The sequence below is a fragment of the Saccharopolyspora mangrovi genome (assembly GCF_035320975.1).
In the GTDB taxonomy this organism is placed as follows: Bacteria; Actinomycetota; Actinomycetes; order Mycobacteriales; family Pseudonocardiaceae; genus Saccharopolyspora; species Saccharopolyspora mangrovi.
Genome location: NZ_JAWLNX010000008.1, coordinates 254,417 through 273,145, shown reverse-complemented (window position 1 = coordinate 273,145; position 18,729 = coordinate 254,417). Strand labels below are relative to the sequence as shown.

At 69.6% G+C, this 18,729-nt stretch carries 18 protein-coding genes and 1 pseudogene; 11 read left to right on the top strand and 8 right to left on the bottom strand.

Annotated features, from left to right (window positions below):
- Positions 1-35 precede the first annotated feature (35 nt).
- Positions 36-1,505: a sulfatase family protein gene (locus R4I43_RS14535; RefSeq protein ID WP_324266138.1), complete on the top strand. Its 1,470-nt coding sequence runs from the start codon at positions 36-38 to the stop codon at positions 1,503-1,505.
- A 13-nt stretch (positions 1,506-1,518) separates the two neighbouring features.
- Here the strand turns inward: R4I43_RS14535 and R4I43_RS14530 are convergent, their stop codons facing one another.
- On the bottom strand, positions 1,519-2,010 hold the full coding sequence (locus tag R4I43_RS14530) for an STAS domain-containing protein (RefSeq protein ID WP_324266137.1): 492 nt from the start codon (positions 2,008-2,010) through the stop codon (positions 1,519-1,521).
- Between the two features lie 372 nt (positions 2,011-2,382).
- Between R4I43_RS14530 and R4I43_RS14525 the strand changes: the two genes are divergently transcribed.
- From R4I43_RS14525 to R4I43_RS14510, 3 genes and pseudogenes are all read left to right on the top strand, one after another.
- Positions 2,383-3,234 (top strand): SAM-dependent methyltransferase, encoded by an 852-nt coding sequence (locus R4I43_RS14525; RefSeq protein WP_324266136.1) that lies wholly within the window; start codon positions 2,383-2,385, stop codon positions 3,232-3,234.
- A gap of 163 nt (positions 3,235-3,397) precedes the next feature.
- A complete protein-coding gene (locus R4I43_RS14520) occupies positions 3,398-3,538 on the top strand; it encodes a hypothetical protein (protein WP_324266135.1) in 141 nt (46 codons plus the stop codon).
- A gap of 24 nt (positions 3,539-3,562) precedes the next feature.
- Positions 3,563-4,200 (top strand): annotated as a pseudogene (locus R4I43_RS14510) (SDR family oxidoreductase).
- Here R4I43_RS14510 and R4I43_RS14505 read toward each other — a convergent pair.
- Complete coding sequence (locus R4I43_RS14505; RefSeq protein ID WP_324266133.1) at positions 4,201-4,962, bottom strand: SGNH/GDSL hydrolase family protein; 762 nt, start codon at positions 4,960-4,962, stop codon at positions 4,201-4,203.
- Positions 4,963-5,166: 204 nt separating this feature from the next.
- Between R4I43_RS14505 and R4I43_RS14500 the strand changes: the two genes are divergently transcribed.
- A complete protein-coding gene (locus R4I43_RS14500) occupies positions 5,167-6,042 on the top strand; it encodes a hypothetical protein (RefSeq protein WP_324266132.1) in 876 nt (291 codons plus the stop codon).
- A gap of 1 nt (position 6,043) precedes the next feature.
- Here the strand turns inward: R4I43_RS14500 and R4I43_RS14495 are convergent, their stop codons facing one another.
- Positions 6,044-6,850 (bottom strand): SAM-dependent methyltransferase, encoded by an 807-nt coding sequence (locus R4I43_RS14495; RefSeq protein WP_324266131.1) that lies wholly within the window; start codon positions 6,848-6,850, stop codon positions 6,044-6,046.
- Between the two features lie 330 nt (positions 6,851-7,180).
- Between R4I43_RS14495 and R4I43_RS14490 the strand changes: the two genes are divergently transcribed.
- Positions 7,181-7,786: a glycoside hydrolase family 25 protein gene (locus R4I43_RS14490; RefSeq protein WP_324266130.1), complete on the top strand. Its 606-nt coding sequence runs from the start codon at positions 7,181-7,183 to the stop codon at positions 7,784-7,786.
- 110 nt (positions 7,787-7,896) lie between these two features.
- On the opposite strand, the gene R4I43_RS14485 is transcribed toward R4I43_RS14490, so the two are convergent.
- Positions 7,897-8,592 (bottom strand): C39 family peptidase, encoded by a 696-nt coding sequence (locus R4I43_RS14485; protein ID WP_324266129.1) that lies wholly within the window; start codon positions 8,590-8,592, stop codon positions 7,897-7,899.
- Positions 8,593-9,379: 787 nt separating this feature from the next.
- Here R4I43_RS14485 and R4I43_RS14480 point away from each other — a divergent pair.
- The gene (locus R4I43_RS14480) at positions 9,380-10,816 is read left to right on the top strand and encodes an amino acid permease (protein ID WP_407691248.1); all 1,437 of its coding nucleotides are present in this window, start codon (positions 9,380-9,382) and stop codon (positions 10,814-10,816) included.
- A 74-nt stretch (positions 10,817-10,890) separates the two neighbouring features.
- Here the strand turns inward: R4I43_RS14480 and R4I43_RS14475 are convergent, their stop codons facing one another.
- Together R4I43_RS14475 and R4I43_RS14470 are read right to left on the bottom strand one after the other, a co-directional pair.
- Complete coding sequence (locus R4I43_RS14475) at positions 10,891-11,331, bottom strand: nitroreductase family deazaflavin-dependent oxidoreductase (protein ID WP_324266128.1); 441 nt, start codon at positions 11,329-11,331, stop codon at positions 10,891-10,893.
- Between the two features lie 87 nt (positions 11,332-11,418).
- Positions 11,419-12,138, bottom strand: a complete 720-nt coding sequence (locus R4I43_RS14470) for a LysR family substrate-binding domain-containing protein (RefSeq protein WP_324266127.1) — start codon at positions 12,136-12,138, stop codon at positions 11,419-11,421.
- A gap of 42 nt (positions 12,139-12,180) precedes the next feature.
- Between R4I43_RS14470 and R4I43_RS14465 the strand changes: the two genes are divergently transcribed.
- A complete protein-coding gene (locus R4I43_RS14465; protein ID WP_324266126.1) occupies positions 12,181-12,591 on the top strand; it encodes a DUF5997 family protein in 411 nt (136 codons plus the stop codon).
- A gap of 98 nt (positions 12,592-12,689) precedes the next feature.
- Positions 12,690-13,580 carry an AurF N-oxygenase family protein gene (locus R4I43_RS14460; RefSeq protein WP_324266125.1) on the top strand — a complete coding sequence of 297 codons (891 nt, stop codon included), beginning with the start codon at positions 12,690-12,692 and terminating at the stop codon, positions 13,578-13,580.
- A gap of 4 nt (positions 13,581-13,584) precedes the next feature.
- Here the strand turns inward: R4I43_RS14460 and R4I43_RS14455 are convergent, their stop codons facing one another.
- The gene (locus tag R4I43_RS14455; protein ID WP_324266124.1) at positions 13,585-14,274 is read right to left on the bottom strand and encodes a TetR/AcrR family transcriptional regulator; all 690 of its coding nucleotides are present in this window, start codon (positions 14,272-14,274) and stop codon (positions 13,585-13,587) included.
- A 103-nt stretch (positions 14,275-14,377) separates the two neighbouring features.
- On the opposite strand from R4I43_RS14455, the gene R4I43_RS14450 reads away from it, so the two are divergent.
- Both R4I43_RS14450 and R4I43_RS14445 read left to right on the top strand, forming a co-directional pair.
- Positions 14,378-15,280: an AurF N-oxygenase family protein gene (locus R4I43_RS14450; RefSeq protein WP_324266123.1), complete on the top strand. Its 903-nt coding sequence runs from the start codon at positions 14,378-14,380 to the stop codon at positions 15,278-15,280.
- 10 nt (positions 15,281-15,290) lie between these two features.
- On the top strand, positions 15,291-16,760 hold the full coding sequence (locus R4I43_RS14445; protein ID WP_324266122.1) for a 4Fe-4S binding protein: 1,470 nt from the start codon (positions 15,291-15,293) through the stop codon (positions 16,758-16,760).
- Between the two features lie 110 nt (positions 16,761-16,870).
- On the opposite strand, the gene R4I43_RS14440 is transcribed toward R4I43_RS14445, so the two are convergent.
- A complete protein-coding gene (locus tag R4I43_RS14440) occupies positions 16,871-18,316 on the bottom strand; it encodes a DHA2 family efflux MFS transporter permease subunit (RefSeq protein WP_324266121.1) in 1,446 nt (481 codons plus the stop codon).
- Positions 18,317-18,729: the final 413 nt, after the last annotated feature.

Sequence of the window (18,729 nt, the reverse complement as noted above, 5' to 3'; positions counted from 1 at the left end):
GTGGGCTGCGCCGAAGTCCCTGGAGGTTGATCGTGATGCCGCGTTCGCGGCTGGCCCTCTGCGTGGCCGCCATCGGCCTGGTGCTGGCCGGGTGCGCCGCCGCTCCCCCGCCGCGACCTACCGGCGAGCAGCCGCCGAACATCGTGTTCGTGCTGGTCGACGACATGGATCAGGGCTTGCTGCAGCACATGCCGCAGGTCCGGCGGATGCAGCGGGACGGCGTGACGTTCTCGAACTTCACGGTCACCGACTCGCTGTGCTGCCCGTCGCGGGCGTCGCTGCTGGCGGGCAAGTACCCGCACAACACCGGCGTGTTCACCAACGAGCCTCCGGACGGCGGGTTCGAGGTGTTCCACCGGCGCGACGAGTCCGACACCATCGGCACCCAGCTGCAGCAGGCCGGGTACCGGACGGGTTTCCTCGGCAAGTACCTCAACGGCTACCAGCCCGGCAAGGAGCTCGGCGGCGAGCGGCCGTTCGTGCCGCCGGGCTGGAACGAGTGGGCCGTGGCGGGCAACGGATACCCGGAGTACGACTACAAGCTCAACGTCAACGGCCACCTGGAGCCGCACGGCCACCGGCCCGGCGACTACCTGACCGACGTGCTGGCCGAGCGCGGCAACGACTTCATCCGCACCAACGCCGCTCAGGGCAAGCCGTTCTTCCTGGAAGTGGCGCCGTTCGTGCCGCACGGTCCGTCGACTCCCGCGCCCCGGCACGCCGACACCTTCCCCGGCCTGACCGCGCCGCGCGCGCCCTCGTTCGACGAGCCGGACCGCTCCGACAAGCCCCAGTGGTTGCGCGCGCTGCCGCCGCTGCCCGCGGAGAAGGTCGCGGCGGCGGACGCGAAGTTCCGCAAGCGCGCCCAGTCGCTGCAGGCCGTGGACGAGATGCTCGCCGGGTTCCAGCGCACCCTCGAGGAGACCGGGCAGGCTCAGCGCACGCACGTCATCTTCACCTCCGACAACGGCTTCCACCTCGGTGAGCACGCCCTGCCGGAGGGCAAGCAAACGGCGTTCGACCACGACGTGCGCGTCCCGCTGGTGGCGACCGGGCCGGGTGTGCCCGCCGGTCGGACCGTGCCGGATTCGGTGCAGAACATCGACTTCCGGCCGACCTTCGCCGAGATCGCCGGTGCCCCACCGCGTCCCGACCTGGACGGGGTCAGCTTCGCCGGGCTGCTGCGCGGCGAGAGCGGCAGCGGCCGCGACGTCGCGCTCGTCGAGCACCACGAACCCCGCGTCTCCCGGGAAGATCCCGACCACCAGGAGCGACCCGACGGCGTGCCGCCGACCTACACGGCCATCCGCACCCCGGAGGGCACCTACGTCGAGTACCTCAACGGCGAGCGCGAGTACTACGACGACCGCACGGACCCGCACCAGCTGAACAACAGCTACCAGCGGCTCCCCGCCGACGAGCGCGAACGCCTGCACCGCACCCTCACCGCCCTGGCCGGTTGCCGCGGCGCCGACGCCTGCACCGCCGCGGCCAGCTCTCGGTGAGCGCGCAACAGCCTCAGCAGGGGACCAACGTCGCTGGTCGGTTGACCGGGGCGGAGAGGCCGCGGCGGGTCCTGGCACGCCGGCGGCGTTGTCGGCCCTCGCCGGTCTGCAGCGCCGACACGGCCGCGTCGGCCAGGCCGCCCGCGCGCAACGCGCGCGCCACCGCCGCCGTGGAGCTGAGCACGATCACCTCGGCGTTGCGGTGCGGCGCGTAGGCGCGTGCGGCGCTGATGAGCTCCAGCCCGGCCACGCCGAGGAAGGTGATGCCGGTGAGGTCGAGGACGATCTTGTGCAGGCCGGTCAGCAGCCGGGGCCACAGCAGGGCGGCCATCCGGGGCGCGGTGGCGACGTCGATCTCACCTGTCGCGACGAGCACGACGACGCCGGCTCCGGGGTAGCGGAGGCGGAGCCGCAGCGCGGTGTCGATCTCGGAGCCGCGTGGGCTCGGGGCCTCGGGAGGGGCATCTGCGCGCGCGAGGACGCGGTCTGGTGCCTGGGCGGTCATGGCGGCTCCAATGGGCCTTCTCGACTGGCCGGAACCGCGAAGGCGACCGCGGATCAGTGGGAGCGCGGTGGGAGCGACCTCGTCGGTGCGCCGATGGGATCGGCGTGCTCGTCCAGCTACTAAGCACTCTACGCCTCCTCCGAGCGAAAAGAACGGCCGTGACCAGGGCGGACGCACTCGCTCAGGCCCGGCGCGATGCGGACTGGAGGGGTGGGGCGCGCACCGGACGGCCGCAGTGGACCACCGAGCGGCGCCACTGTTCTGAAACCCCAAGAGAGGAGGGGGGAACTCCACTTCGCGGGCCAGGCCGATGCCCCGAACGGGCCGATCGGTGCGGTAAGTTCGTTGCCGAGCGAACGAGCGAGGAGCAGCATGTCCGAGACGCCTTCATCGGCGCCGAGCTCAGTCCCGGTCGGCATCGACACGACCAAGGCCAGCATCGCCCGCGTCTACGACGCGGCCCTCGACGGCAAGGACAACTTCGAAGTCGATCGCGAGGTGCTGCGCCAGGTCGGCCAGGTCGCGCCCGAGGTCAAGGACCTCGCGTGGTCCAACCGCAGGTTCCTCAACCGGGTGTGCCACTACCTCGCCGACCAGGCCGGGATCGCGCAGTTCCTGGACTGCGGCTCGGGCCTGCCGACCGCGGAGAACACCCACCAGATCGTGCAGCGGGCGAACCCCGACGCCGAGATCGTCTACGTCGACAACGATCCCGTGGTCATCGCCCACGGCAAGGCGCTGCTGGAGGAGAACGAGCGGACCCACTTCGCCGCCGCCGACATCTTCGACCCGGCCGACGTCCTCGCCCACGACACCGTCCGCCGGCACCTCGACTTCGACGAGCCGGTCGCGCTGCTGCACATCGGCACGCTGCACCACTACCTGGGCGACGACGCTCCGGAGCTCATGCGCGCCTACGTCGACGCCCTGGCGCCGGGCAGCTACGTGGCCATCGCGCACTTCTTCGACCCGGAGACGCCCGAGCACAGCGCGCTGGCCCGCAAGATGGAGGAGCTGTTCATCCACAGCCCGATGGGTTCGGGCCGGTTCCGCACCCGCGAGCAGATCCGCGCGCTGCTCCCCGGCTTGGACCTCCTGCCGCCCGGCCTGGACCAAGCGGCCGACGTCGAGCTCTGCGACCTCTGGTGGCCGAACGGGCCGAAGCACCGCCCGCTGAACCGGGCCGAGCACTGCATCGCCGCCCTGGTCGGCCGCAAGAACTAGACGTCAGGGCACGCCTGGTGACGCCGACGGCGCCCGAGGCGCGCACCCGACGGCCTCGGTCAAGTGACTGAGCGGCGGATGCGGGAGTGCGAACGGACGATCGACCGGTCCTGCGGCGCCTCGTAGCGTCTGCTCCGTCGCCGATCCAGGAAGCGGAGTGCGCATGGGCAAGCTCGACGGGCAGGTCGCGTTCATCACCGGCGCGGGGCGCGGGCAAGGACGCAGCCACGCGATCCGGCTCGCCGAGGAGGGCGCGGACATCATCGCCGTCGACGCGCCGGCGGAGGTCGGCACCGTCGCCTAGGACCTCGCGGAGACCGCCCGCGCGGTGGAGGCGACCGGGCGCCGAATCCTGGTGCGCGAGGCCGACGTTCGCGACTCCGCGGCGTTGACGTCCGCCGCGGACGAAGGCGCCGAGCGCTTCGGGCGGCTCGACATCGTGCTGGCCAACGCCGGGATCTTCAGCGCCGCACCGACTTTCACGATGAGACCTGGCAGGACCTGATCGACGTCCACCTGACCGGCGTGTTCAAGTCGCTCAGGGCCTCGGTGCCGCACATCATCAGCGGTGGCCGCGGCGGCTCGGTGGTCATCACCAGCTCGCTGGCCGCCCTGCAGGTCAACGACAACACCGCGCACTACGCGGCCGCCAAGGCGGGCCTGGTCATGATGATGAGGGTGATGGCGAAGGAACTCGCACCGCACAACATCCGGGTCAACACCGTGCACCCGACGACCGTGGCCACCGAGATGATCCTCAACGACTCGACCTACCGCCTGTTCCGGCCCGACCTGGACGAGCCAGGGCGCGCGGACTTCGACGAGGTGCTGCTGTCGATCAACGAGCTGCCGGTCGCCGCGCTGGAAGCCTCCGACGCCACCGACACCGTGCTGCACCTCGTCCGCGACTCGGGCAGGTACCTCACCGGGACGACCCAGGTCATCGACGCGGGCGGTTCGCTGTGATCACCGGAACGGCGCCAGCTCCGGACGTTTGGCGCTGCGCCCGTCACCCGACGAGCGTCCGGTGATCCGGCGCCACACCCACGGGACGAGGAAGACGGCGGCCCAACGGATTTCGGCCCACACCGCGCGCAGCAGGCCCGGTTCGGCGCGTGCGGGCAGCGGCTCGCTCCAGGACCGGTCGCTGCCGGGCAGTTCCAGCGCGCTGGCGGCAGCGGCGGCGAGCAACGCGTGCCCGTCGGGGTTGAGGTGCAGCCGGTCGGAGCTCCAGATCCTGGGGTCGGCGCACACCGGGTGCAGGTCGACCTCGACGAGGGTCGCGCCGTGCTTCGCGGCGATCTCGCGCACCCGCGCGTTGAACTCGGTGATCCGCGGCTGCCAGCGGCGCGCGATCGGGGCCACCTTGCCGATGTCCGGGTAGGTCACGGTGACCACCCGCGCACCGGTCTCGGTGAACGCGGCGATCATCTTCTCCAGGCGGGCTGCGATCGCCTCGCCGTCACACTCGCTGCGGAGCATGTCGTTGAGGCCGGCCACGACGCTGACCAGGTCGGGTTCGAGCTCCAGCGCGGGCTGGAGCTGCTCGGTGAGCACCTGGTCGATCAGCTTGCCGCGGACCGCGAGGTTGGCGTAGCGCAGGTCGGGGTTCAGCGCGGCCAGCTTCTCGGCGAGCCGATCGGCCCAGCCGCGCAGGCCTCGGAGATCGTCGCCGTCACCGACGCCCTCGGTCTGGCTGTCGCCGATCGCGACGTACCTCGCGTACATGCCCCTCCTCGTTCGACCGACCTGACCTCGCGTGCACGATAGGCCACTCCGGGTTGAAAGCGTGCGAGCAGTGCCGACTTTCGCCCGCGCCAAGCGGAGACCGCGTTCACCGACTGCCGTTTCGCTGCGTGACATCGTCACTACGGGCAGTGTTCTTCTTGAGTTTTTGCTCATGCGGCCGACCGGAGCAACCGAGGATGTGTCATGGTCGTCCACATGGGGATGGACGCACTGGCCACGTGGATCCCGGCAGTCCTGGCAATCATCGCCGCCGGCGTCGCCGGATGGCTGCTGTGGTCGGTCCGCAAGACCGCCGAGGAGACCACGCAGCGCGCCGAAGCCGTGCGCCGGCTGGCGGCCGCCGTCGAGGCCAACGCGGACAAGACCGGACGCGCCGCCACGACCGCCACCGAGCAGGCCGAACACGCCTGGGAGCAGGTGAAGCTGTCCCGCAGACAGCTCGACGACGCGCGCCAGGAGCGCCAGGCCAGCACGCAGGCCGAGCAGTGGGAGTGGGCCTACGCGCTGACCACCGCCGCCCGCGAGCTGGTCAGCAGCTGCCACGAGCTCATCCGCGTCTCGCTGGACTCGCAGGTCGCCCCGCACTACCGCACGGCCGCCGACCGCCACTACCGGCAGGCCGGGCAGCGCTGGCAGGACACCATGATCAAGGCGATCGCCCGCACCCAGCCGCCGCTGGAGATGCAGCAGCAGGTCGCCACCTTCGCCGAGGTGCACCAGCGGCTGCACGGTCACATCGGCGTGCTGCTGCGCGCGGTCGAGACCAACACCCTCGGCGAGGGCGACACGCTCACCAAGCAGGTCCACGGCATGCGCCACGAGCTCAACAACGCGCACCGCAACCTCCAGCGCATCGTCAGCTCGAACCTCTCCACCCCGCAGCAGGCGCAGACCAACGCCTCGCAGCAGACCCAGCTCAACCAGGCCGTCGCCGCTCAGCCCACCGGCCCGCAGGAGACCACTGCGCAGGCCACCGGCCCGCAGCCCAAGGCGAGCCCGGCCATCTCGCCGGCGGAACCCCAGACCCAGCAGATCGCCACCCGCCCGGCCCGGGCCTGAATCAGGGCTTGCGCGCTATCGCCGCGTACATGGCGATGTCGGCCTCAGGGACCTGCGGGGATGCGAGGTCGTCGGGGCGCCACTTGTGCATCTGGACCAGGCCGGGGTCGAGGACCTCGAGGCCGTCGAAGAAGCGCAGCGCCGTGCCGTGGTCGCGGAACTTGAGGGTTTCGCCGTGCTCGCGGTACGCGCGGCGGACCTCCGCCAGGAGCTCCGGGGCGTAGTCGTCGGTGGCGATCGTGGCGGCCACGTAGCTGCCCGGGGGCAGCACGTCGACGATGCGGCGGACCACGTCGAGGGCCTCCTCGTCGTCCTCGATGAAGTGCACGACCGCGATCAGCATCAACCCGATCGGCCGGTCGGGGTCGAGGGTCTCGCGGAACTCGCGCGAGCCCAGGATCGTGTCGGGGTCGCGCAGGTCGGCGTCGACGTAGGCCGTCGCGCCCTGGCCGGTGCGCGACATCAGCGCGCGGGCGTGGGCGAGCACGATCGGGTCGTTGTCGGTGTAGACGATGCGCGCGTCCCGCTTCACCTCCTGCACGACCTCGTGCAGGTTCGGGCTGGTCGGGATGCCGGTGCCGATGTCCAGGAACTGGTCGACACCGCACTCCGTGGCCAGGAAACGGCCGGCGCGGTGCATGAACTCGCGGTTGGCGCGCATGTGCACCGGCAGCGCCGGCCAGACCTGCTGGGACGCCTCCGCGGCGGCGCGGTCGACGGCGTAGTTGTCCTTGCCGCCCAGGATGTAGTCGTAGATCCGCGCGCCGTGCGCCACGTCCGTGCGCATTTCCTGAACGCCGTCGCTCATCGTGCTCCTTCGGCAGGCAACCACCCGATTGTTCCAAAGATCAACACCTGGCGTCCAGGAACCCGGTGCACCCGCGGAGGTCACCACCGCGGCCAGGGCCGCCGCGGCTGCGCCGGACGCACCAACTCGCACTGCGACGTCCGGGTGCTCCAAACGTGCGAATTCCGGCCGTTCACCCCACAGGGCGATCCTTTCTTGAGACCGTGTGCCCAACATGGGTTGATCACCAGCGCAGCCGACCGTCCGGCCCAGGGGAACGCCGACGGCACCCTCGTCGCGTGCCCTCGCGAGCGTTGCGCAACCCGAGCACACCACGATGAGGGGCCCGAGATGGACTACGGGATCGACATCAGCCACCACAACGCCGTCGACGACTGGGCGGCCGTCCGCGGCAACAACATCACCTTCGCGAGCATGAAGCTCACCGAGGGCCAGAGCTGGGTCGACGACGCGGCCGGAGGGCACACCGCCGGAGCACGCGGCGCGGGCGTCGTCACCGGCGGCTACCACTTCGCCCGGCCCGGGGCCATCGACCCGCAGGTGGGGCACTTCGCGTGGTGGCTGGGCCAGCACGGGCTCAAGGAGCCCGGCAACATGTGGCCGATGCTCGACATGGAGGACCCCGAGATCCCCGACCCGAACGGCTTCATCGCCGAGTTCGTCCGGCTGCTGCGCATCGCGACCGGGGTCCGGGGCGTGCTGGTGTACTCGAGCCTGAACTGGTTCCAGAACATCATCGACCCCAACCGGTGGGCCGGTGACGACGTGCTGCTGTGGATCGCCCGCTACAACGGCGACCCCGGCAACCCCGGCTGGGGGCACCCGCGCCTCGCGCTGCACCAGCACAGCGACGCCGGGAAGGTTCCCGGAATCCCCGGCGGAGTCGACCGCAACGCCACCGTGGGCGGCTACAACCTGGCTTCCTTCACGCTCTGAACCGCACCGGATTCCCTCGTCGTCGCGCGACGAGGTTGTCCCCGGGCAGACGACTGCGGCGGCCCCCTTCCGCAGGGGACCGCCGCAGTGGTCAACTCACCCGGAGGTGATCAGGCGACGTAGCCGCGAGGCTGGACCAGGGAGGTCAGCTGGTCGAGGCTGAGCCAGTACTCCTTGTTGCCGCCGAAGTTCGCCGGGTCGGCGATCTGGACGTTCTGCTTCTCGGAGTCGTAGCCCACGATCGACACGTAGTGGTAGATCGTCTGGCTCGACGGGTAACCGGGAGGCTGGTTGCCGGGCGGCGCGACGATGTTGGCGACCATCGCCTTGCCGTCGTCGATGTTGCGGACGGTGTCGTCCCACAGCTCCTTGGTCATCTCCGGGGAGACCTCGCGGCTGCTGAGGTCCTTGGCGACGTAGTGCGCGCCGGTGGAGCCGAGCAGCTTGTTCATGCCGTCAGCGACCAGACCGACGTGGTCGGTGCCGTTCTCGGTGGTGCCGAGCACGCTGGCCAGAGCGGTCTGCGACGGCAGGTCGCCGGTCTTGCTGGACATGGCGATCCGCGTCGCCGCGGGGCCGCACCAGTAGCCGGTCTTCTGAGCCTCGTAGTTGACGGGGAGAGACTTCGTGACCGACTGCGGCTTGACTTCCGCGGGCTTCTCCTCGGCCTTCGGGGCGGCCGGCGCTGCGGGGGCAGCGGCGGGAGCCGACGGGGCCAAGGCGACGGGAGCGGGGGCTTCGGGGATTGCCGGGGACAGGGCGGGGGAGGGGCTCTGCACACCGACCGGTTGCGTAGCGGCGTTCACGCTCTGCGGGGTCGATGTTTCGGCGCTTGCCAATGCACCGAGGCCCAGTGCTGCGGCCAATCCGATCGGGACTACCGCAACTGCGAGCCGGGGCATCTAGGTCTCCGTTTCAAGGCGGGATCATTACAACTTCATATCCTTACGCCAAGCGACGATCCTTTAATGGGCCGAATGGAGCAATCTATTGAGGCCCGCGCCACCATCTCACTCCTCGTCACGTGATCGTCTCCCCTGGTCACAGGCACGGCTAACGATCGGCTCGGGGCGATCCACTTCCCCCGGCCAAAACGGTCCGCACACAGCCGGTCACGCGCAGCAATAATTGCGATGCAGTGCGCGAACCCCCAATTAACGCAGCGTGGCATCCGCGAAGAACCGGTGCGTAATCAGCCGAACACGAGTTGTTCGCGAGTAACGAGCGTCACATTTCCAACGCGGGCCGTTCGCCCTTTTCGACCTTTTCGGCGGCCGCTGGAGCGGGCGGGAAATTCCCATTTGATCAGGCCCCGTTGGCGACGAAGGCCGACGCGGCACGCAGCTGGACGGCCTAGCCGCCCTCGGGCCGAGATCATCGAAACGACCACCCACCAGCGACGACGAGACCGGGACCGCACACCGCCGATTCTGGGAAAGACCGCTGGCGAACAGCCGGAACTGACTCGTGGGCAACACGAACGCGAAATCCCGATGACTAGTATCGCCCCGCCGGATGACCTAGCACCGGCGCGAAAACCGCCTGGACGTCGCTTTTCTCCGGCGTGTCCTGGTCACGAAGGGACTTGGTTTCGTGGATTCATCGTTGCGGTCAGGGCCGGACACCCCGCCCACGACCGACGCCGAGGGCTATTCGAAGTCGCTCGGCAACCGCCAGGTGCAGATGATCGCCATCGGCGGAGCGATCGGCGTCGGGCTCTTCCTGGGTGCGGGTGGCAAGCTCGCCACGGTCGGCCCGTCGCTGGTGGTCGCCTACGCGCTCTGCGGTCTGGCCGCGTTCTTCGTCATGCGCGCCCTCGGTGAACTGGTGCTGCACCGGCCGGTCGCCGGCAGCTTCGTGGAGTACGCCCGCGAGTTCATCGGCCCGTGGGCCGGTTTCGCCTCGGGCTGGATGTACTGGCTGAACTGGGCCATGACCGGCATCGCGGAGATCACGGCGGTCGCCATCTACGTGCACCGGTGGCTGCCGGACCTGCCGCAGTGGATCACGGCGCTGATCGCGCTGGGCGTGCTGCTGGCGGTCAACCTGGTGTCGGTGAAGCTGTTCGGCGAGCTGGAGTTCTGGTTCTCGCTGGTCAAGGTGCTGGCGATCGTGGTGTTCCTGGTCGTGGGCCTGGGCCTGGTGTTCACCGCCACCGACATCGGCGGGGCCCCGGCCGGACCGGCCAACCTCACCTCGCACGGCGGGTTCTTCCCCAGCGGCTTCGGCGTCACCCTGATGGCGATGCAGTCGGTGGTCTTCGCCTACTCGGCGATCGAGATGGTCGGCATCACCGCCGGCGAGGCCAAGGAGCCCCACAAGGTGCTGCCGAAGGCCATCAACGGCGTGGTGTGGCGGATCGCGATCTTCTACGTCGGTTCCGTGCTGCTGCTGGCGATGCTGCTGCCGTGGACGGTGTTCAACGCGGACGAGAGCCCGTTCGTCACCGTGTTCTCCCGCCTGGGGATCCCCGGCGTCGGCGACCTGATGAACGCCGTGGTGCTCACCGCCGCGCTGTCGTCGTGCAACTCCGGTCTGTACTCGACGGGCCGGATCCTGCGGGCGCTGGCCAACGACGGCGAGGCCCCGAGGTTCGCCGCGAAGATGAACAAGCGCCGCGTCCCCTACGGCGGAATCCTGTTCACCGCAGCGGCTTTCGTGCTCGGCGTCATCCTCAACGGCATCGTTCCGGAGCAGGCGTTCGAGATCGCCACGGCCATCGCCTCGCTCGGCGTGGTAGCCACCTGGGCGACGCTGGTGATCTGCCAGATGCGGTTGCGCACCAAGGCCCTTCGCGGCGAGATCGAGCGGCCGAGCTACCGGATGCCGGGCGCGCCGTACACGAGCTGGGCAACGCTGGGCTTCCTCGCGCTGGTCATCGTCCTGATGGGCTTCTCCGACGGCGCCGAGCGGGTCGCGTTCTTCTCGATCCCGGGCATCGTCGCGGTCATCGCGGTGGGCTGGTGGCTGATCTCCCGCGGACGCCACAAGCGCGCCAACGCAGAACCGATGGCCACCATCGGTTCGTAGCAGCCACGAACGCGAAGAACGGCTTCCGGGGCGATCCCGGAAGCCGTTTTTCGTCGCTCCGCCGGCGAATCCGCTCAGGACTCGACGGGCTCCAGCAGCACGACGGGGATCTTGCGGTCGGTCTTGGTCTGGTACTCGGCGTAGTTCGGGAACGCGGCGACCGCGCGGTCCCACCACAGCTCCCGCTCATCGCCGTCGAGCTCGCGCGCGGTGTAGTCCCCGCGCACCGGGCCGTCCTGCAGCTCCACGGTCGGGTTGGCGCGAATGTTGTGGTACCAGACGGGGTTTTGCGGAGCACCGCCCAGCGAGGCGATGACGGCGTAGCGCCCGTCGTGCTCGACGCGCATCAGCGGCGTCTTGCGGATCTTGCCGGACTTGGCGCCCTTGGTGGTCAGCAGCACCACCGGGTAGCCGTGCATCGTCGTGCCCTCGGTACCGCCGGAGCTCTCGTACTTCTCGACCTGCTCGCGGACGAACTCGGTCGGGCTCGGCGCGTACTCGCCGGTCAACGGCATCGTCGTAACCTCCATCGCAGAACCGGATGTGACCACGACAACACCACGAGACCGGTGCGCATTCCACGTCGATCACCCCATCGGGGCTCAGCGACGACGCGGTTTGCGGCCCTTCCCCGGCGCCGGTCCACGACGAGGCGGGGGCTTGCGCGTTGCGGGCTTGGCGGGGCCCTTCTTGGCCTTGCGAGCGGGTTCGGGCTGCTGCTTGCCGCGCGTGCTGTTGGCGGTGCGGCCGCGGACGATCCCGATGAACTGCTCCATCAGATCGGTGGTCTCGCCTTCGATCCAGGTCAGCGCGACGGTGGACTCCGGAACGTCGCTGATCGGCCGGTAGGTGAGGTCCTTGCGGTGGTGCAGCCGGGCCAGCGACTGCGGCACGACCAGCAGGCCGACCCCGGCGGCGACCAGCACGATGGCGTCGGCGGTGGTGGCCGGGCGCTCGACCGCCGGAAGTCCCGGCGGGCGCTCCCAGTCGAGGGTGTCGTCGAGCGGGTGCAGCACCACGTCCTCGGCCAGGTCCTCCGGGGTCACCTCGTCGGCGGCCGCGACCAGGTGGTCCTTGGGGACGACGACCACCGTCTGCTCGGTGTAGAGCGGGATGGCGTGCAGTCCGGTGCGGTCGATCGGCAACCGCAGCAGCGCCGCGTCCACCTCTCCCCCGCGGACCGAGCCGGTCGCCTCGGCGGCCGGGGTTTGCAGGAGGTTGAGCGGAACCCGGGGTTCGCGCTCCTGCCACTTGCGCGCCCACTTGTCGGGCGTCACCCCGGGGACGTAGGCGAGGTCGAAGGCGGTGGCCGGGTCGTTCACGGGGCCAGACTACCGACCGGAGTCGCCGGTTACGCTGGTCGGATGACGTCGCGCAAAACCGTCCAGACGATGAAGCCCGCCACGGCGGCCAAGAAGCTGGGTGTGCTGCTGGAAGCCACCCCCGCCGAGTTCCAGGAGGGCGTCGTCTCGCGCGACGAGCTCAACGCGCTGCAGGCCGACCCGCCGGAGTGGCTGCGCGACCTGCGCCGCAACGGCCCGCACCCGCGTCCGGTCGTCGCGGCGAAGCTCGGCGTCTCGATCAGCGGGCTGACCCGCAACGGCTACGCGGACCCGCTGACCACCGAGCAGATCAACGCGATCCGCGACGAGGACCCCGAGTGGCTCCAGCAGGAGCGCACCACCCGCGTCGAAGCGCGCCGCGAGGAGGAACGCGCCCAGGCGCGCAAGGCCGCCAAGGCCGAGAAGGCGGCCAAGACGCGCGAAAAGCCCTGATCGGCTCACCGGTCCTGGCGAGTTCAGAAACAAGAAAATATGGGGTACGGTCGTGTTCCTGTTACTTCCAGTACAACGTAGTGCGCGGAGGTGTGGACATGACCGCCGTCCAGGACGTGGAGCACGACTTCTCCAGCCGACTGCTGGAGTCGTCGCAGATGTTGTCCTACGACCCGATGACCGAGATCGACTGGGACGCTCCGCTCCCGCCCGACCAGTACGGGTTGAGCCCGGAGTGGAGCACCCTGTACGGCACACCCCTCTGGGACGAGCTGAGCGAAGCGCAGCGGATCACGCTGACCAGGCACGAAGTCGGCTCTATCATGAGCACCGGCATCTGGTTCGAGATGATCCTGCAGCAGATGCTGCTGCGCGATCAGTACGTGAAGAACCCGGCCAACTCCGAGTTCCAGTTCGCGCTCACCGAGATCGCCGACGAGTGCCGGCACTCGATCATGTTCGCCCGCATCTGCCAGAAGCTGGAGCTGCCCCTCTACCTGCCGCACAAGGCGGTCGTCGAGCTGGCCCGCGTCTTCAAGAGCGTCGCGGGTGGTGAGGTCGCCTACGCGGGCACGCTCGTCGCCGAGGAGGTGCTCGACGTGATGCAGCGCGACTTCATGCGCGACGACCGGGTGATCGACGTCGTGCGCACCAGCTCCAAGATCCACGTGGTCGAGGAATCCCGGCACATGAAGTTCGCCCGGGAGGAGACCAAGGCGCACGTGCAGGGCATCGGGCCGCTGCAGCGCCAGGCCAGCGCGCTGCTGATCGCCGGCGTCGCCTACGCGATCATCACCAGCCTGGTCAGCCCGCACGTCTACAAGGCGGTCGGGATCCGACCCCGGGACGGCGTTGCGGCAGCGGCAGCCAACGAGCACCGGAAGTCCATGCTGCGCAACGCCTGCGCGGGCCTGATGGGATTCCTCGACGAAGCAGGCCTGCTCACACCGCCCGCAGTGTCGGTCTACAAGCAGGCGCACATGCTCTGAGCGGTCAGCTCTCGGCTGGATCCGCTTCTGCCAGCGGCAGATCCGGGTCCAGCTCGAGGCCGTAGACCTGCAGCGACTGGTCGAGCAGCTGCCAGGTCCAGTCGCAGAGCCAGTCGGTGAGCTCGTCCAGGGTGAGCCCGTCCGGCTCCTGCAGCCAGCTGCCCGCAGTGGACTCGACGAGCCCGACGATGCCGAAGGCCAGCGGCTGCACGACCGGGATCTGGATGCCGAACTGGTCCAGGAAGTGCTGGAACAGCCCTGTCACCTGGCGGGCGATGACCGTCTTGACGTCGGCGACGACGTTCTGCCCGGACTCGCCGGTCGCCGAGTTCATGCTCAGGTACCGGTAGAGGTTGCCGTGCTCGGCGAGCCAGTTGGTGTGCGCGCCGATCGCGGCGCGGATCATCTCCCTCGGCGTGCCGCGCGGGTTGAACATCGGCGCGAGCTCGGCGGTGACCATCTCGGCCACCCGCTCGGCGATGGCCGCGCCCAGGTCCGCGGTGTCGTTGAAGTACTTGTACAGCCGGGGCCGCGCCACGCCGGCTTCCTCCGCCATCAGCTCGACCGACACGTCGGGGCCGTGCTTGGCGATGGCTTTCAGCGCCGCATCGACCAGCTCTTTCCGCCGCTTCTCCCGGTACCCGGCCCACCGGGCGCTGCGCCCGTCCACCTGCCCTGTCGTTGATGCGGTCACCCACGAAGTCTATCCGCCGGAAAAGAGGGGCTCCGCAACCGCGCATTTATGGGGTACAGTCTGTTCCTGTTACTTCGAGTACGACGAACTGCGGAGGTGCGCAATGACCGCCGTCGGTGTTGCCGGCCAGAGCGCCGAGCAGGACTTCTCCAGCCGCCTGCTGGAGTCCTCACAGACGCTCTCCTACGATCCGAGCACGGAGATCGACTGGGAGAGCCCGCTTCCCGAGGACCAGTACGGCCTCAACCCCGAGTGGAGCACGCTCTACGGGACCAAGCTGTGGGATGAGCTCACCGAGCAGCAGCGGATCGCGCTGACCAGGCACGAAGTCTGCTCGATCATGAGCACCGGCATCTGGTTCGAGATGATCCTCCAGCAGATGATCCTACGGGACCAGTACGTCAAGGACCCCGCGAACTCCGAGTTCCAGTTCGCCCTGACCGAGGTCGCCGACGAGTGCCGGCACTCGATCATGTTCGCCCGCATCTGCCAGAAGCTCGAGGTCCCGGCGTACTTCCCCAGCAGGTTCGTCATCGAGCTCGCGCGGGGGCTCAAGAGCCTCGCGACGGGCGAGGTGGCCTACGGCGCCGGACTGGTCGCCGAAGAGGTGCTCGACGTGATGCAGCGCGACTGGATGCGCGGCGACAACGTCCTCGACATCGTGCGCACCAGCTCCAAGATCCACGTGGTCGAGGAATCCCGGCACATGAAGTTCGCCCGGGAGGAGATCAAGGAGCACATGCAGAGCGTCGGGCGGGTCAAGCGCCACGTCAGCGCCGCGATCATCAGCATTGCCGCCTACGTCATCGTCAACGCCCTGGTCAGCCCGAAGGTCTACGCCGCGGTCGGGATCGACACCAAGCGCGCGCTGGCGGAGGTCAAGTCCAACCAGCACCGCAAGTCGCTGATGCGCAACGCCAGCGCCGGTCTGATGGAGTTCCTCGACGACGCCGGCCTGCTCACCCGTACCTCCACCGCGCTGTACAAGCGCGTGCACATGATCTGAGCCCACGGCGATGACCTACGCGATCACGCAATCCTGTTGCGCCGACGCATCGTGCATCTCGGTGTGCCCGGTCAACTGCATCCACCCCACCCCGGACGAGCCCGACTTCGGCACCACCGACCGGCTCTACATCGACCCGCGCGCCTGCATCGGTTGCGGCGCCTGCGCCGATGCGTGCCCGGTGGACGCGGTGTTCCCGATCGACAAGCTCACCGGTGAGCTGTCCGTGCACGCCGACATCAACCGGGAGCGGTTCTCCGAGGTCCCGGCTGACTACCCCTGGGGAAAGCCGCAGTTCCCACGATCGCTGCCGACGCACGCCGCTGCGCCGAGCGTCGCGGTCGTGGGAACTGGGCCTGCCGCCGGCTACGCGGTGCAGTCCCTGCTGCGCTCGACCGACGCGGAGATCACGCTGATCGACCGGATGACGACGCCGGGCGGCCTGATCAAGTTCGGCGTCGCGCCGGACCACCCCAGCACCAAGCAGATCGAGCACACCTTCGCGACCAGCTACAAGCACCCCCGGGTGCGCATGCACCTGGGCGTGGAAGTGGGGCGCCAGATCAGCCACGCCGAGCTGACCGAGCACCACAACGCGGTGATCTACGCCGTCGGCGCGCCCGGTCACCGCGAGCTCGGCCTGCCCGGTGAGCACCTGCCCGGCACGCTCGCCGCGCGCGAGTTCGTCGGCTGGTGCAACGGGCACCCGGACATGGCTGCCGACGCAGTGGAGCTGTCGGCCGAGCGGGTGGTGATCGTGGGCAACGGCAACGTCGCGCTGGACGCGGCGCGGCTGCTGCTCAGCGACCCCGACGAGCTGGTCGGCACCCCGATCGCCGAGCACGCGCTCGCCGCGCTGCGCAAGAGCAAGGTCCGCGAGGTCGTGCTGCTGGCGCGGCGGGGTCCTGAGCACGCGGCGTTCACGCGCTCGGAGTGGGTCGGCATGCAGCAGCGGTTGAACGGTCGCATCGTGGTCGACGGCCACGGCGGTGCGGGCGCGGCGATCGCCGCCGCCGAGGACGGCTCGACCGCCGCGCTGCTGCGCGGGCTGCCGGTCGAGGACATCGACTGGGGCCGGTCCCCGGCCGGGGACCGCCGCCTGGTGCTGCGGTTCTCCTCCGCCCCGGTGGAGGCGGTCGGTGATCCGCAGGTGCGGGCGCTCCGGGTCGGTGACGGCTCGGGCGAGGTGGACGTGGAGACCGGCATGGTGCTGTGGTCGGTGGGCAGCCGCGGAGTGCCGATCCCGCAGCTCCCGTTCGACGAGGACACCGGGGTCATCCCGAACACGAGCGGCCGGGTTCAGCCGGGCACCTACGTTGTCGGGTGGGCCAAGCGCGGTGCGGCGGGCGGGATCGGCGCCAACCGCGCGTGCGCGTCGGAGACGGTCGACGCCCTCATCGACGACGCGGCAGCCGGACGCCTGCACCACCCCACCAAGGACGGCAAGGCGTTCGCCAAGCTGCTGCGCTCCCGGAAGTAGAACTCCCTGGAGCAGGCCGGTCCTGGTGTGCGGAGCGCACTCCGCTTGAGACGAGAAAAACGCCGGGGGCGCGTGGTGGTCCACGCGCCCCCGGCGTTCGTGCGTTGCGGTCAGTGGGCCGCGGCCGCCGAGGCGCCCTGCCCGTCGGACTTGCGGATGAACAGGGCCGTGACGAAGGCGATCACGCCGACCACACCGGCCACGACGAACGCCGTGCGCAGGCCCGCCGCGTCCGGGATGCCGGCCGGGTTGGCCGAGGTCAGCGACGAGACCGTCACGAACACCGCGGTGCCGAAGGCACCCGCGACCTGCTGCAGCGTGCCCAGGATCGCGCTGCCGTGCGAGTACAGGTGATCCGGGAGCGCGCCCAGCGAGGAGGTCATCAGCGGCGTCATCATCAGGCTCAGCCCCAGCATCAGCAGCACGTGGAAGCCGATCACCGCGCCCAGCGGCGATTCCGGGGTCAGCGTGGCGAACAGCCACAGCGACACGGCCATCGCCGCCGCACCGGGGATCACCAGCGGACGCGGGCCGATGCGGTCGAACAGCCGCCCGACCGGCCGGCCCATCAGACCCATCAGCAGACCTCCCGGCAGCACCGCGAGACCGCTGACGAACGTGCTGGTCTTGAGCACCGTCTGCAGGTACAGCGGCAGCAGGATCGCCGCCGCGCCCAGCAGGCACATGAACAGCAGCGCGGCCAGCACCAGCGACACCACGAACGCGCGGTTGCTGAAGGGCCGCAGGTCCAGCAGCGCCTTGTCGTCGCGCTGCAACCGCAGCTGCCGGGCCACGAACACCGCCAGCGACGCGGCACCGACGACCAGCGGCACCCACGGCGGGACGGCGTGCGAGCCGCCCGACTCACCGATCGCCGACAGCCCGTAGAGCAGGCCGCCGAAACCGATCGCCGACAGCAGCACCGACAGCACGTCCAGCGGCACCGAGCGGGTCTCGCTGTCCAGGCGCATCCACACCGCGCCGATGGCCAGCGCGATCAGCGCCAGCGGCAGCACGATCCAGAACATCCAGCGCCAGCCCAGCGAGGACAGCACCGCGCCGCCGATGGTCGGGCCCACGGCCGGGGCGACCGCGATGACGATCGTGATCGTGCCCATCGTGGCGCCGCGCTTGTGGACCGGGACCAGCCGCATCGCCGAGGTCATCAGCAGCGGCAGCATCACCGCGGTGCCGGATGCCTGCACGATGCGGCCGAACAGCAGCATCCCGAACCCGGGTGCCACTGCGCTGAGCAGCGTGCCGATGCTGAACAGGGTCATCGCGGCCAGGAACACCTGGCGCGGGGTGAAGCGCTCCAGCAAGAACCCGGTGATCGGGATGACCACCGCCATCGTCAGCAGGAAACCGCTGGTCAACCACTGCACGGTCGTGGTGGACACGTGGAGGTCGACGGTGAGGTCGCGCAGCGCGACGCTCAGGATCGTCTCGTTGAGGATCATCACGAACGCCGAGGCGACCAGCACGGCGAGCAGCACGTTGGCTCTCGGCGGCGTGGTCTGCCGGTCAGGATCCGCGATCGCGGCCGTCTCGGACATGGGTTGTCGTGCACCTCGCTCGTGTGGGGCCTGGTCGCGGCCGGTGTTCCTCCCGGCCGGGGTGCCGGCCGGGTTCGCCGCGCTGACGGCGATGTGAGATGAAGTTCTGCGCGCTCGGGTTGCGGAAGCGGATCGCACGCCGGGTCGACCCACGCAACGGGTGGGGTCCGCGACGACTTCGGGTTCGACCGGTTCGGCCGGTCAGATGATCCGGTGCCGGGGAGTCACGTGAACTGTCCCCTTCACAAGCATGCTCGTCCCCCAAGAGCTCCGATCCAGCTTAACGTCCCGTCCGGACGAAAGTTCCCGTCGCGATCTGACGCGACCGCGCGGACGTCGGCATCAACGCACGCGACACCTTCAATCATCCAGGCTGGTCAAGCTGTTTTTCCCGGGGAAGATCGAGGAGCCGT

Excerpts from the sequence above, each read along its gene's own strand:
- R4I43_RS14465 (WP_324266126.1), top strand. The coding sequence starts at position 12,181 with ATGACGTCGCGCAAAACCGTCCAGACGATGAAGCCCGCCACGGCGGCC.
- R4I43_RS14440 (WP_324266121.1), bottom strand. The coding sequence starts at position 18,316 with ATGTCCGAGACGGCCGCGATCGCGGATCCTGACCGGCAGACCACGCCG.
- R4I43_RS14530 (WP_324266137.1), bottom strand. The coding sequence starts at position 2,010 with ATGACCGCCCAGGCACCAGACCGCGTCCTCGCGCGCGCAGATGCCCCT.
- R4I43_RS14525 (WP_324266136.1), top strand. The coding sequence starts at position 2,383 with ATGTCCGAGACGCCTTCATCGGCGCCGAGCTCAGTCCCGGTCGGCATC.
- R4I43_RS14460 (WP_324266125.1), top strand. The coding sequence starts at position 12,690 with ATGACCGCCGTCCAGGACGTGGAGCACGACTTCTCCAGCCGACTGCTG.
- R4I43_RS14535 (WP_324266138.1), top strand. The coding sequence starts at position 36 with ATGCCGCGTTCGCGGCTGGCCCTCTGCGTGGCCGCCATCGGCCTGGTG.
- R4I43_RS14500 (WP_324266132.1), top strand. The coding sequence starts at position 5,167 with ATGGTCGTCCACATGGGGATGGACGCACTGGCCACGTGGATCCCGGCA.
- R4I43_RS14520 (WP_324266135.1), top strand. The coding sequence starts at position 3,398 with ATGGGCAAGCTCGACGGGCAGGTCGCGTTCATCACCGGCGCGGGGCGC.
- R4I43_RS14505 (WP_324266133.1), bottom strand. The coding sequence starts at position 4,962 with ATGTACGCGAGGTACGTCGCGATCGGCGACAGCCAGACCGAGGGCGTC.
- R4I43_RS14450 (WP_324266123.1), top strand. The coding sequence starts at position 14,378 with ATGACCGCCGTCGGTGTTGCCGGCCAGAGCGCCGAGCAGGACTTCTCC.
- R4I43_RS14445 (WP_324266122.1), top strand. The coding sequence starts at position 15,291 with ATGACCTACGCGATCACGCAATCCTGTTGCGCCGACGCATCGTGCATC.
- R4I43_RS14495 (WP_324266131.1), bottom strand. The coding sequence starts at position 6,850 with ATGAGCGACGGCGTTCAGGAAATGCGCACGGACGTGGCGCACGGCGCG.
- R4I43_RS14490 (WP_324266130.1), top strand. The coding sequence starts at position 7,181 with ATGGACTACGGGATCGACATCAGCCACCACAACGCCGTCGACGACTGG.
- R4I43_RS14475 (WP_324266128.1), bottom strand. The coding sequence starts at position 11,331 with ATGCCGTTGACCGGCGAGTACGCGCCGAGCCCGACCGAGTTCGTCCGC.